Source organism: Synechococcus sp. RSCCF101, from assembly GCF_008807075.1.
Classification (GTDB): domain Bacteria; phylum Cyanobacteriota; class Cyanobacteriia; order PCC-6307; family Cyanobiaceae; genus RSCCF101.
In genome coordinates this window covers 658,072-671,247 of the sequence record NZ_CP035632.1, presented here as the reverse complement: position 1 = coordinate 671,247, position 13,176 = coordinate 658,072, and the positions used below count along the sequence as shown (strand labels likewise).

Genomic DNA, 13,176 nt, shown 5'->3' with positions numbered 1-13,176 from the left:
TGGGTAGAAGTACCCAGAACCCCGAGCCACACTGTTACATTGTCGCTGCTTCAACACATCCCCGCTGCGAAAAGGGTGTGATGGAGCCCAAAACCGTTGTCTCCCGGCCCTGATCGCGATGGACGCCAATCTGCCCGTCTTGGCCGCGTCCAGCCTCGCGAGTCCCTTCCCCTGGCTGAGTCTGATCGCTCTGCTGCCGGCCGCCGGGGCCCTGCTGCTGCCGATCCTGCCCGGCGATGGCGCCGATCCGAGGCCAGCACGGGCGGTGGCGCTCACCGTGCTGCTGATCGACCTCGTGCTGATGCTGGTGGTCTTCAGCCAGGTGTTCCAGCCCGACCACAGCGGCCTGCAGCTGGTGGAGCGGGTCAGCTGGCTGCCGATCATCGGCCTGGAGTGGTCGCTCGGGGCGGATGGCCTCTCGGCTCCCCTGGTGGTGCTCAGCGGGCTGGTCACCTTTCTCTCCGTTGCCGCCAGCTGGTCGGTCACCAACAAGCCCCGGCTCTACTTCGGTCTGCTGCTGCTGCAGGCTTCCGCCCAGTCGCTGGTGTTTCTCTCCCAGGATTTCCTGCTCTTCTTCCTGGCCTGGGAACTGGAGCTGGTGCCGGTGTACCTGCTGATCGCGATCTGGGGCGGCAAGGCGCGTCAGTACGCCGCCACCAAGTTCATCCTCTACACCGCTCTTGCCTCCCTCCTGATTCTGATCAGCGGTCTGGCCCTCGCCCTCTCCGGTGACAGCTTCACCCTGAACATGAGCGAGATGGCGGCCCGTTCGCCCGGAGGCACCTTCGGCGTGCTCTGCTACCTCGGTTTCCTGGTGGGTTTCGGGGTCAAACTGCCGATGTTCCCGCTGCACACCTGGCTGCCCGATGCCCACGGCGAAGCGAATGCTCCTGTGTCGATGCTGCTGGCCGGAGTGTTGCTGAAGATGGGCGGCTACGCCCTGCTGCGCTTCAACGTGGAGATGCTGCCGGAGGTGCACCTGCGTCTGGCCCCGGCCCTGATGGTGCTCGGCATCGTCAACATCATCTACGGCGCCCTCAATGCCTTCGCCCAGGACAACGTCAAGCGCCGCATCGCCTGCAGCTCCGTCAGCCACATGGGCTTCGTGCTGCTGGGCATCGCCGCGGTGAACAGCCTCGGCATCAGTGGCGCCATGCTTCAGATGATCAGCCACGGCCTGATCGCGGCGGCCCTGTTCTTCGTGACCGGCGTGTTCTACGGCCGCACCAAGACGCTCTCGATTCCCAACATGGGCGGACTGGCGAAGGTGATGCCGATCACCTTCGCCTTCTTCCTGGCCAGCTGCCTTGCCTCTCTCGCCCTGCCCGGCATGAGCGGCTTCATCAGCGAGATCACCGTGTTCCTGGGCATCACCAGCCAGGAGGCCTTCACGGTGCCCTTCCGCGTGATCGCCATCGTCCTGGCCGCCATCGGCCTGGTGCTGACGCCCATCTACCTGCTCTCGATGTGCCGCCGCGTCTTCTTCGGCCCCAGGATTCCGGCCCTGGCTGTGGTGGGCGACATGTCACCGCGCGAGCTCACCATCGGACTCACCCTGTTGGTGCCCACCCTGGTGATCGGGTTCTGGCCGCGGGTGGCGATCGACTTCTACGAAACCAGCACCACGGCCCTGGCCGACCTGCTCGCCTCGCAGCCCCTGGTGGCCATCAGTTCCGCTCTGCCCCTGGGCTGAGTTCCGCTCCGCCCACCCCTCCGGCGACGGTTATCCACTCCCCGCAGCGCCCCGGGTCGGTGCCCCGATCGCTGGAATGGGAGCCGGTGATTTGCTTTCAGCTCGTCCCATGCCTCCCGTGACCGTGGCCTCCGCTCCCGCCGCCGCCTCTCCCCTGCTCCGGGGCTCCGGCCTGCCGGACTTCGAGGCCATCACCCCGGAGATGGTCAGCCGTGACATTCCGCTCCTGCTCGAACAGCTCGATCGGCGCCTGGCGGACCATGAAGTGCGGCTGAAGGGCGCCCTGGAGTCCGATGCAGCGCTCGGCTGGGACGAGGTGATGGAACCGCTGGAGCGGATCGGTGAGCATCTCCGCTGGAGCTGGGGTGTGGTCGGCCATCTGATGGGGGTGCGCAACAGCCCCGAGCTGCGGGAGGCCCACCGTTCCCAGCAGGCCGACGTGGTGCAGTTCAGCAACCGCATGGCCCAGAGCCGGGCTCTCTACGACGCGATCTGCCGCCTCGACTCCCAGGACCGATCGGCATCGGAGGGCAGCCCGCAGCAGCTCGATGCCACCCAGCGCCGCATCCTGGCGGCGGAACGGCGTGACATGGAGCAGCGCGGTGTGGGCCTCGATGGGGCTGAGCGGGAGGCCTTCAACAGCGCCAGTCAGGAGCTGGCGGCCCTCTCCACCCGCTTCAGCAACAACGTGCTCGATGCCACCGATGGCTGGAGCCTCACCCTGCGCCGGCGCGAGGAGGTGGACGGCCTGCCCGACAGCCTGCTGGCCCTGCTGGCCGATGCGGCCCAGCGGGCCGGTGAGCGGGCCGAGGACGGGTCCGATCCCTCAGCGGAGCATGGCCCCTGGCGGCTGGGTCTGGACATGCCGCGCTACGTGCCCTTCCTCACCTACAGCCGGCGCCGCGACCTGCGCGAAGCGGCCTACCGGGCCTATGTGAGCCGGGCCAGCTCCGGCGAACAGGACAACAGTCCCCTGATCGAGCAGATCCTGAGCCTGCGCGGGCAGCAGGCCCGCCGGCTGGGCACGGCCAACTGGGCCGACCTCAGCCTCACCAGCAAGATGGCCGGCGGCGTCAATGAAGTGGAGGGCCTGCTGGAGGACCTGCGGCGTGCCGCCCACCCCGTGGCCCTGGAGGAGCTCGACGACCTGCGGGCCTGTGCTGGACGCCACGGCGCCGATGAGGCCGGCGATCTGCAGCCCTGGGATGTGGCCTTCTGGGCGGAGGCGCTCCGCCGAGAGCGCTTCGATCTCGATCGCGAGGCCCTGCGTCCCTGGTTTCCCCTGCCCCGGGTGCTCGATGGCCTCTTCGCCCTGAGCGAACGGCTGTTCTCGATCCGCCTGGTGGCCGCCGATGGGCAGGCCCCCGTCTGGCATCCCGATGTGCGCTTCTTCCACGTGCTCGACCGGGCCAGCGGTGAGCGGCTGGCGGCCTTCTACCTCGACCCGTACAGCAGGCCGGGGCAGAAGCGGGGCGGGGCCTGGATGGACGACTGCCTGGGCCGCAGCCTGACGCCGGCCGGGGAGCCGGTGCTGCCGGTGGCCTACCTGATCTGCAACCAGACGCCGCCACTTGGCGATACCCCGAGCCTGATGACCTTCGAGGAAGTGGAGACCCTCTTCCACGAGTTCGGTCACGGCCTGCAGCACATGCTCACCACGGTGGAGCGGCCGCAGGCCGCCGGCATCAACAACGTGGAGTGGGATGCGGTGGAACTGCCCAGCCAGTTCATGGAGAACTGGTGCTACGACCGGCCCACCCTCTCCGGCATGGCCCGCCACTGGCAGACCGGGGCACCCCTGGCCGAGGCGGACATGGACAAGCTGCTGGCCGCCCGCACCTTCATGGCGGGCAACGCCACCCTGCGCCAGGTGCACTTCGCCCTCACCGATCTGCGGCTGCACAGGCAGTGGAGCCCCGACCTGGGGATCAGTCCGGATGAGCTGCGGCGCCGGGTGGCCGAGACCACCACGGTGCTGGGCCCGATCCCGGAAGACCGCTTCCTCTGCAGCTTCGGGCACATCTTCGCCGGTGGCTACTCCGCCGGCTACTACGCCTACAAATGGGCCGAAGTGCTCAGCGCCGACGCCTTCGCCGCGTTCGAAGAGGTGGGTCTGGAGAACGAAGAGGAGTTGCAGCAGATCGGGCGGCGCTTCCGCGACACGGTGCTGAGCCTCGGCGGCAGCCGCTCACCCTCCGAGGTGTTCTGCCGCTTCCGGGGCCGGGAACCCCGGGCGGATGCTCTGATCCGCCACTCGGGTCTGGTCAGGAGCTGAGGCCGACCCTGCTGCCGGGCTGCCCATCCGTCATCGCGACGGTGCCCAAGGCACCGGGGTCGGCGCAGACCCGGTTCCGGCCGCTGCGCTTGGCCCGGTAGAGGCAGCGGTCGGCACCCTCGATCAGACCGGCCAGCGGCGTTCCGAGGGCCGGTGTGCAGGTGGCCACCCCGATGCTCACGGTCACGGCGTCGAGGAGCTGGGAGCCCATCGGCTGAGCGTTCAGCTCAGCCAGCCGCTGCCGGATGGCCTCGGCGATGTGCAGCGCCCCCCGCTGATCGGTGTCGGACAGGACGCAGGCGAACTCCTCACCGCCGTAGCGGGCCACCAGATCCGTGGGGCGCTGCACCACCTCAGCGATCAGGCGGGCGATGGTCACCAGGCAGGCATCCCCGGCGGGATGGCCGTGGCGGTCGTTGTAGGCCTTGAAGTGGTCCACATCGATCATCAGCAGCGAGAGCGGGCGGCGGCTGCGGGCCAGCCGGCGCCACTCGCTCTCGAGGAATCCATCCAGTGCCCGCCGATTGGCCACCAGGGTCAGGCCATCGATCCGGGCCTGTCGGGCCAGGTCGTTCCGGGCGTTCTCCAGCTGGACGGTGCGCTCCTTCAGCTCCCGCGTCCGCTGCTGCACCTGCTCCTCCAGGTGGCGGCGATGGGCCTGCTCAGCTTCCAGGGCATTGAACTGCTCCACAGCCAGCGCCGTGATCAGCCGCGCGAATCCCACCAGGAAGCCCATGATGCTCGGCACCAGGGCCTGTTGCACAACGGGGACTTCACTCAGGGCCTCCAGATAGGCCCGTTCATCGAAGCCGAAGCCGGCGGCCTGCTGCCGGAACTGGTCACGATCGGCCTCCTCGAGCAGGAACTGACCGATGAAGAGATTGGCCACATGCTCACCCTCGATGATGATCGGCGAGGCGCAGTCGGTCAGTCCGTTGCGGCAGCGGTACATGGTGAAGTCGCTGCCCGCCTCAAGCTGATTGGCGAGCTGGGTGTCGCTCTCCGTGCAGCGCCGGCAGCTCTCGGCATGCTCCCGGTGGAAGTCGCGGCAGATGCGCTGCCAGCGCGACGAGGCGAGCACATTGCCGGCCAGATCGACGATGGCGGCTGGGACGCCGACCATGTGGAAGAAATCCTCGAACAGGTTGTTCAGGCGGCCCTTGCGGCAGAGGTCGCGCAGCAGCAGGTAGACGGTCCGGAACCGGGGAGTTGCCGCCTGCACATAGAGGGGGATATCGGTGAGGGCATCCACCTCACCCCTGGCGATCCGGATGTCTCCCTTCATCGATCGGGGGCCGTGGAATGGCCGCGAATGAGTAGATGTGCTGAATGCCGAGGTGGACGACGATTCGTCCCGTTGACAAGCGTTCTCACTGAAACGTAGCCAGAGGGCCGTTGCATCACAGTGGGATTTCGCTGGAAGATTGTTGGAACATCTGCGGCCCGGCGGGTGTCATCCGATCTCGTCCAGCCGTGATCAGGGAGGCTCCTGGAGCAGGTCCCGCACCAATCGTTCAAGGGCCGCCGGTGCAGCGATCATCCGGTGGTGCAGCAGCACCGGCAGACGGGAGCGCGATCCCAGCGGCAGCACCGCCTGCCAGCCCGGCATCACCATCAGGTCCCACGTGCAGCTGTAACTGCGGCAGTCCACCCCCACCAGCTGCTCTGAGCCCGCCGCCAGCTGCCGCAGCAGGGGGCTGCCGGGCTTCATGTCGGCCAGTCCGGCGAAGAGGGCCGCGGGCATCGGCAGGGCCGTGAGCGTGCCCGTCTGTGGGCTGGCCACGCTGAGGAAGCGGCGGGTGCGGCGGGCGCCACCCCACTGCTGCAGCCAGGTGCGGGCCACCACCCCGCCCATGGAGAAGCCCAGCAGGTCGAGCGGTTCCTCCTCGCCGAAGGCGGTGCGGATGTGTCCGTTCAGCGCGGCGGCCAGGCTGGTGAGGGAGCGCCGGCCCAGCTGGTGGGGCAGGTGGGGGGCCAGCAGCCGGGGCCTGCGCCCGGCCAGGGCCCGCAACAGGGGGTGGAACACCCGGGGCGTGTCCCAGAGACCATGCACCAGCACCAGCGGCGTGGTGTCCGGCCGATCCGGCTCCAGGCCGGTGGGGGGCTCGCTCACCAGCGCCGTGCCCGCTCCACCGACACCAGCCCATCGAATCCCGGAACCGGCGCCCGGCACTTGCTCAGTTCGAGCCACATCGGAAGAGGTCCGAAGCAGTCCTCGAGGCAGTCGAGGGCCCTCTCGGAGAAGTGCTCGATCGTGCGGCAGCGCAGGCCGGCGGCCAGCGCCTGCAGGGCGGCGATGCCGCGGGCGTAGTCGCTGCTGGCCTCCAGGTCGTCGGCCCGGCCCGCGGCGCTCAGGTCGCGGCGCAGGCTGAAGCTGAGCTCGAACCACTGGCCATGGGTCCGTTCCTGCTCAAGCACCCCCACGTGGGCCCAGAGCCGCAGACCCCGCACATGGATGGCATCCACGGGCTTCGGTGGTGGCGTCCCGTCGCTGCTCACAGGGGCAGGCTCCGGTGCAGGAACCGCTTCTCACCGCTGGCGTAGGGCGCCACGGTGTGGCCCCGGCCCCGCAGGCGGTACTGATAGGTCACCAGGCCGTCGAGACCCACCGGACCGCGGGGCGGCAGGGTCTGGGTGCTGATGCCCACCTCGGCACCGAAGCCGTAGCGGAAGCCGTCGGCGAAGCGGGTGGAGCAGTTGTGGAACACGCCCGCACTGTCGACCGACAGCAGGAACCGGTCCACGGTGTCCTGATCGCTGCTCACGATCGCGTCGGTGTGGCGCGAGCCATGCCGGCGGATGTGCTCCAGGGCCTCCTCCAGGCTGGCCACCTGCTTCACCGCCAGGATCAGGGCCAGGTATTCCGTGTCCCAGTCCTCCTCGCTGGCGGTTCCCGGAACCCCGAGCGCCCGGCAGGCCGCGTCACCGCGCAGCTCCACCCCGGCTGCGGCGAAGGCCCGGCAGGCCTCCGGCAGAAAGCTGGGTGCCACCGCTTCATGCACGAGCAGGGTCTCGATCGCGTTGCAGGCGGCCGGGTACTGGGTCTTGCTGTCCAGGGCGATCGCCAGGGCCTGCTCCGGATCGGCCGCCCGGTCCACATAGAGGTGGCAGATGCCATCGGCGTGGCCCAGCACCGGGATGCGGGTGTTGTTCTGGATGAACCGCACCAGGGCATTGCTGCCCCGGGGAATGATCAGATCCACCAGCCCCTCCAGACGCAGCATGGCCATGCTCTCCTCGCGGCTGGTGAGCAGCTCGAGGGCCTCGGCCTCCAGAGGCGAAGCGGCCAGGCCCTCCCGCAGGGCGCGGTGAATGGCCTCGTTGGTGCGGCCGGCCTCCCGGCCCCCCTTGAGCAGGGCGCCGTTGCCGGAACGGATCGCCAGGGCCGAGATCTGCACCACGGCGTCCGGCCGGGCCTCGAAGATCACCCCCACCACGCCCAGGGGCACGGTGAGGCGCTCGAGCACCAGACCGTCGTCGAGTTCGCTGTGGAGCTGACGCCGGTGCAGGGGATCGGGCAGCGCGGCGACGCCGCGCACCCCCTCGATCGCCTGGGTCAGCTTGCGCTCCCCCAGCTGCAGGCGGGCCAGCAGCGCGTCGGCGAGCCCCTCCCTTTCCGCCTGCTCCAGATCGGCCGCATTGGCCTCCAGGATCGCGCTCCGGTGCCGTTCCAGTGCATGGGCCATGGCCTTGAGCGCCTCGCGGCGATCCGCATCGCTGCTGCCCGCCATCGAGGTGGCGGCCCGCTTCACGGCGGCAGCCCGGAGCATCAGATCGTCTCTGGCTTCCGGTACCGCACTGAAGGTCATCGGCAGGGTTGGGCTGAAAGGGGCATCATCCCAATCCGCCGCCTCAGGGGGTGCCCCTGAGGAAGCGTTCCCGGGCCACCCAGGCGGCGCCCAGCCGGCCGGCGCCGTTTCCGAGAGCGCAGCGGCGGATGCTCAGACCCTGCCGGCTCACCGCCAGCACGCGGGTCTCAAGCTCCTGCTGCAGGGACGGCAGGAAGTGCTCGATGGCGCCGCTCAGGCCACCGCCCAGCAGCACGGTGGAGGGGGTCAGCACATACACCAGCGAACTGAGGCCGATGCCGAGGCGGCGGCCGTACTCCCGCCAGGCGGCCAGAGCGGCGCTGTCGCCGCCGGCGGCATCCGCCGCCAGCCGGTCCGGGCTCCGGTCGCAGAGACGCCGCAGCCCGCCGATGCTGCAGAACTGCTCCAGGGATCCGCGGTTGCCGCTGTTGCAGGCGGGACCCTCCGGATCGATGCAGATCAGTCCCGGTTCCGCCGCGGCTCCATGGGCTCCCAGGAACAGACGCCCATCGAGCATCACCGCTCCCCCCACGCCCGTTCCCAGGGTGAGGAGCAGCACATCGCGGCAGCCCCGCGCCGCCCCCAGCCAGCTCTCGCCCATCAGGGCACAGCTGGCGTCATTCATCAGGGTCACCGGCCTGTTGAGGCGCGGCTCGAGCCAGTCGACCAGCGGAACGTCCTCCCAGCCCGGCAGGTTGATGGCGATGCGGGCCACCCGCGAGCGGGCATCCGTGGGTCCGGGCACCCCGATGCCCACCACGCCGGCGCGTCCATCGGGGTCCAGCTGCCGCACCGCCTCCTCGATGGCCATGGTCACGGCCCCGGGCACCGAGGGTTGCGGCGTGGGCACGCTGGCGGCCTCCAGCAGGGTGCCGTCCTCCAGGAACCGACCGAGCTTGATGGCGCTGCCGCCGATGTCCACCCCGAGGATCTCGGCCATGCTCAGAAGCGCAGGAACACCTGCAGCTGGCTCTGCCAGCTGCCCTGGGTGTCCACCGATCCCTCCACCGAGAGATTGGGCGACACCTTGTAGGTCACGGTGCCCTGGGGGGGGATGTCGTTGCGGTTGGGGGCGGCGAGCACCGAGAAATTGAACCGGTCGGTCACGTCCAGCCCCACCTCGGTGCCGAGCACCAGCTGGGGCGGCACCCGGCGGCTGTTGGTCTCCTCCTGATCGGCCACGAACGGGGTGGCGTAGGTGGGATAGAGGGCGAAGCTCAGGCGCTGGTTGAACGCCTCGCTGAGGGTTCCGAGCACGGGGGAGAGCAGCGACTGGCCGAGCACGGCGGCCAGGGCGGCGCCCGCATTGCCTCCGCTCAGGCCGGCGAGGGAGTTGCCGCCGATCAGGGCCAGCAGCTGGCTCGGCGGCAGGGGTGGTGAGCTGCGCAGCTGGATCGTGTCCGCCAACTGGTCGGCCGGGCCATGGGCTTCCAGCACCACCTTCACGAGCTGCAGCTGGCCGCCCGCCCAGCCCAGTCCGCCCGTGCCGTTGCGCTCGAAGATGTCGCTCGAGAGGCCGTTGCCCACGTTCAGCGACTCCGACACCCGGCTGGTCAGCACCACATCCACGTAGGGCATCAGGCCGAGGCCACGGGTGAACACCGCCACGTTGGCTGCCGTTGGATCGAGGTTGAAGGTGGTGGTGAAGAGGCTGATGCGGCCCCGGGTCAGGCGGATCAGGCCCTGGGCCACCAGGGTCTCGTCCAGCTGGCCGTTGAGGGTGAGCAGCCCGCTGGTCTTGAACTCGGCCACCGGTGTCACAGCCACGCTGAGCTCCGGCCCGATGCGCACCCGCAGGTCGTCGAAACCGATGAAGGAGAGCCTGGGCACCCGGTCCCGCAGCTCCAGCCCGCGCTGGCTCTCCACCTCGGGGCCCATCAGCACCAGCGGCTCGCTGAAGTCCCAGTTCTCCTCCCGGAAGGCGTCGGTCCGGATCTCACTGGTGCCGGCCGCTGGCCGCGCTGAGACGGAGATCCCATCTCCGTCGCTCTCATCCCCGTCGATCCGGGCCGACATCAGAGCGGCGCGGGCGGGGGTGATCGCACCCCGCGCCAGATCCAGCTCACCGCTCAGGCGCATGGCCGGCAGAGCGCCCGCCACGGTCAGTTGGGCATCGGCCTCCACATCGGCGATGGGGAACACGAAGCGCGCGCGCTCGCTGGTCACCTCGAGCAGGTCGGGCCGGTTCACCGGTCGGAGCAGGCCGATGGCCCCCTTGGCGCTGATCGTGCCCTCCGGCCCCATCCGGGCCGTGAAGCTCTGCACGTCGAGCGTGTCGAAGTCGAACAGCACGGTGGAGTCGATCGCTTCCATCGTCTGGCCGGCCAGATCCAGCTGTCCCTCCCGGATGCGGAGGAAGCCGTTGGCCTGGGGTTCGCTCAGGGCGCCCTGCACGATCAGGCGCACGTCAGCGGTGCCCTGCTGCCAGTCCACCTGATCCCCGGCCAATGCGGTGAGGAAGCTGAGGGAATCCCCCCGTCCCACCAGGCGCAGCTCCAGGCCCTCCGATCCGGCCTGAAGCGGAACCGTTCCCGCCAGCGTCACCGGCTCCTCGGCACCCTCCGCCCGCAGGGCCAGATCCAGCTCCAGCCCGTCCTCGTTGAGGGCCACCCCACCCTTCTCCAGCGTCAGCGCCCGCTCTCCCAGGCGAGCCTCATCGAACCGCAGCTCCGTCGACAGCCGCGGAACAGCCCCCCCCAGGCTGTAGCGCCCCGCCAGCCCCAGCCCGCCCCTGAGGGCCGGCGGCACGGGAGCGAACAGGGCCAGCAGCGAGAAGGGGAGATGGGCCAGGGAGAACTCCCCATCGCCGGATTGCACCGGTCCGCTCCAGCGCGCCTCGAAGGGCTGCAGGGCCAGGGCCTGATCGCGGTCCTGTCCCTCGGCCCAGAGGTGACCGCTGGCACTGGCCTCCAGATCGAGCCGTGAGGGATCGGGACCCCTCAGCACAAGATCGGCATCGACCACACCACGCAGATCATCCGGATCGAAGGGCCGCGTGCCGCTCCGGCGGGCCTCGCGCCAGGCCTGCACCTGCCGGCGGGCCGCCTTCAGGGCGCTGAGCTGATCATCGATCGTTCCATCGATGGCGCCGATCACCAGGTCCGCCAGATCCGCGGCCCGGCCGGTCCCAGGCGTCCGGCCCCGCCGCAGACCCGGGAGGTCGGTGGCCACCCGCGCCAGCCAGCGGGCGGAGAGGCCCCGGGCCGTGGCCTCGGCCTCCAGCGCTCCCCCCAGGCGCGCATCCGCAGTCAGGTCGATGCTGCCGCTGGTGGGGGGGGTGATCGTGCCCTCGAGGTTGAGGCGCTGGTCCGCCAGCTGTCCGCTGAGGGCGATCTCGCGCACCTGAAGCCCGGCCACGCCCGGCCGTTCCAGGTTCACCGTGCCCTCCATCGCCAGGGGCTGGAGATCGAGGGTTCCTTCTCCGCTGAGGAGACCCTGCAGCCCGAGGAACGCCGCATCGGCGGAGGGCGCCACCTCCAGGCCCTGCAGCGGCATCCGGCTCGCCTGCCAGCGGTAGCGGCTGGGATCGCCACTGAGGCTGAGGCTGCCGCGCTGCCGGGTCAGGGTCACGCTGGTCGGCATCCAGCTGCGGTTGAGGTCGGCGCTCAGGCTGCCGGGCAGCGACGCGATTCCCGAGCGAAGCCGCAGCTGTCCGCCGCCGCCGGCGGACCCGCTCAGGCTGCCGGTCCAGACCTCGAGCAGCCGCACGGGCCCGGCCAGGGGGTCCTCCAGCCGCATGGTCAGTTCCGGCTCCACGGCGTTCCAGGCGCCATGCAGGCTGCCGCTGGCGCTGAACCGACCATCCAGCGGGGTTCCCAGCAGCCCACCGAGTCGCTCGAGCGGGAAGGACTCCAGGGCCAGCGAGGCGTCCAGCGGCCCGGTCTCGGGGCCTGCGGCGGCCAGGGCCAGCGGCATCCGGCCCGTCAGCGTCAGCTCGGGCGATCGGAACTCCTCCAGCCGCAGCACGGCCTGATCCCATGTGGCCTGCAGGGCCCAGCGCTCCAGGATCAGATTGGTCGCCTGAGCCAGGTTGAGGCTGACCACGGCGTCATCGGGCTCCCCCTCGAGCCGGAGAACGCCGTTCAGCGGCGCCTCCTGCCCCAGCAACTGGCCGGCCGCGGGCGAGAACCCCCAGAGCCCCGGGTTCAGCTCGAGTCGGCTGCTGCGCACCGAGAGGGCCGGCAGCAGGGGCCCCGCGGCATCCAGCGCGAAGGACGGCCCCCTCAGGCTGGCCTCATCGAGACTCAGGGCCAGCCCATCACGCCGGTCGCTGCTCACCCGGGCGCGAAGCGTGAGCGGGCCCTTCACCGGCAGCTCGGAGCCCGGCTCCCAGCTGCCGCTGGCCTCCAGCACCGGCTGCAGCCAGGGCCCCTCCAGACGGGTCTCGACCCGCTGGGCCCGGGCGGGGTTCTCCGCCGCCAGCGTCAGATCGAAGGAGCGCAGCAGGGCCACCTCCCCGGCGAGGGAGGCCCCCCAGTCGCCCATCCGCCACCGGGACGGCTCGAGGGTGATCCGCTCATCGCTGCAGCGCAGGGACCAGCGGCCGGTCGAGAGGGGTGCCGGCAGGGCCTTTGCGTCGACCCTGAGGCCGCGGATTCCGATGCCCCCCCGGCAACGCGCGGCTCCCTTCTGCCAGCCCAGATCCAGCCGCCCCGAGAGTTCGCCGTCGAGATCCAGCGGCAGCTCCCCGGGGGCCAGGCCCTCCAGCCCGGCGAGCATCACATCGTCCAGCCGCAGCTGAGCCCGCGCTGTGGCCGTGCCCCAGGAGCCGGCACCCCGCAGATCGATCCGCCCCGCTTCACCGAGGCTGAGCCGCGCCCGCCCCCTCAGGCGCTCCTGCTGAAGCTGGGCCTCGCCGTCCAGAGCCAGGCTCAGCAGCAGGCCGGCGGGCTCGATGGCGATGGCCACCGGCTGGCGGGTCCGCAGCCGCAGATCGAGCGGCGGCGGGCTGGCGGGCGCGCGGTCCGGCAGCACCCAGTAGGCGCCGTCCGGATTGCGGCGCAGGTCCACCCGGGTGGCGCCGATGGCCAGATCCACCACCGCCCGGCGGCGGCCGATGGACGCGAGTGGGGCGAGGGCCACGCGAACCCCCTCGATCGAGACGGTGGAGGCGTCCTCGGGACCCTCGGCCACCGATGAGGCCCCAACGGCCAGACCCCAGGGGCGCAGACCTCCATAGGGGCCGAGGCTCACTGGATGACCGAGGCTGCCGCTCAGCTGCTTCTCCAGGCCGGCACGCACCCGCCCGTAGACGGTCCGTGCCGCGCGGTCCACACCCCAGAACCCTGCCGGAAGCACGAGTCCGACCCCCAGGGCGACCAGGCCCAGGCGGCGGACAGCAGGTGTGAGCAGGGGATGGAAACGCCGGCTCGGGCCCATCGGCAGCACGCATCACCGAT

8 protein-coding genes are annotated in these 13,176 nt (G+C 70.4%); 2 read left to right on the top strand and 6 right to left on the bottom strand.

Going from position 1 to position 13,176, the window contains the following annotated elements:
* Window positions 1-118: 118 nt before the first annotated feature.
* Complete coding sequence (locus tag EVJ50_RS03290) at window positions 119-1,693, top strand: NAD(P)H-quinone oxidoreductase subunit 4 (RefSeq protein WP_150882346.1); 1,575 nt, start codon at window positions 119-121, stop codon at window positions 1,691-1,693.
* 109 nt (window positions 1,694-1,802) lie between these two features.
* Window positions 1,803-3,968, top strand: coding sequence for a M3 family metallopeptidase (locus EVJ50_RS03285; protein ID WP_150882345.1), 2,166 nt, complete (start codon window positions 1,803-1,805; stop codon window positions 3,966-3,968).
* Here EVJ50_RS03285 and EVJ50_RS03280 read toward each other — a convergent pair.
* From EVJ50_RS03280 to EVJ50_RS03255, 6 genes are all read right to left on the bottom strand, one after another.
* Window positions 3,958-5,253, bottom strand: a complete 1,296-nt coding sequence (locus tag EVJ50_RS03280; protein ID WP_150882344.1) for a diguanylate cyclase — start codon at window positions 5,251-5,253, stop codon at window positions 3,958-3,960. The genes EVJ50_RS03285 and EVJ50_RS03280 overlap by 11 nt on opposite strands.
* Window positions 5,254-5,445: 192 nt before the next feature.
* Complete coding sequence (locus EVJ50_RS03275) at window positions 5,446-6,081, bottom strand: triacylglycerol lipase (RefSeq protein WP_225323056.1); 636 nt, start codon at window positions 6,079-6,081, stop codon at window positions 5,446-5,448.
* On the bottom strand, window positions 6,078-6,467 hold the full coding sequence (locus EVJ50_RS03270; RefSeq protein WP_225323055.1) for a dihydroneopterin aldolase: 390 nt from the start codon (window positions 6,465-6,467) through the stop codon (window positions 6,078-6,080). The genes EVJ50_RS03275 and EVJ50_RS03270 overlap by 4 nt, the downstream gene beginning before the upstream one ends.
* Window positions 6,464-7,777, bottom strand: a complete 1,314-nt coding sequence (locus EVJ50_RS03265) for a glutamate-5-semialdehyde dehydrogenase (protein ID WP_150882343.1) — start codon at window positions 7,775-7,777, stop codon at window positions 6,464-6,466. The genes EVJ50_RS03270 and EVJ50_RS03265 overlap by 4 nt, the downstream gene beginning before the upstream one ends.
* Window positions 7,778-7,820: 43 nt before the next feature.
* Complete coding sequence (locus tag EVJ50_RS03260; RefSeq protein ID WP_150882342.1) at window positions 7,821-8,717, bottom strand: ROK family protein; 897 nt, start codon at window positions 8,715-8,717, stop codon at window positions 7,821-7,823.
* A 2-nt stretch (window positions 8,718-8,719) separates the two neighbouring features.
* Window positions 8,720-13,156: a translocation/assembly module TamB domain-containing protein gene (locus EVJ50_RS03255; RefSeq protein WP_150882341.1), complete on the bottom strand. Its 4,437-nt coding sequence runs from the start codon at window positions 13,154-13,156 to the stop codon at window positions 8,720-8,722.
* Window positions 13,157-13,176 lie beyond the last annotated feature (20 nt).

Excerpts from the sequence above, each read along its gene's own strand:
- EVJ50_RS03290 (WP_150882346.1), top strand. The coding sequence starts at position 119 with ATGGACGCCAATCTGCCCGTCTTGGCCGCGTCCAGCCTCGCGAGTCCC.
- EVJ50_RS03285 (WP_150882345.1), top strand. The coding sequence starts at position 1,803 with ATGCCTCCCGTGACCGTGGCCTCCGCTCCCGCCGCCGCCTCTCCCCTG.
- EVJ50_RS03280 (WP_150882344.1), bottom strand. The coding sequence starts at position 5,253 with ATGAAGGGAGACATCCGGATCGCCAGGGGTGAGGTGGATGCCCTCACC.
- EVJ50_RS03265 (WP_150882343.1), bottom strand. The coding sequence starts at position 7,777 with ATGACCTTCAGTGCGGTACCGGAAGCCAGAGACGATCTGATGCTCCGG.
- EVJ50_RS03260 (WP_150882342.1), bottom strand. The coding sequence starts at position 8,717 with ATGGCCGAGATCCTCGGGGTGGACATCGGCGGCAGCGCCATCAAGCTC.
- EVJ50_RS03255 (WP_150882341.1), bottom strand. The coding sequence starts at position 13,156 with ATGGGCCCGAGCCGGCGTTTCCATCCCCTGCTCACACCTGCTGTCCGC.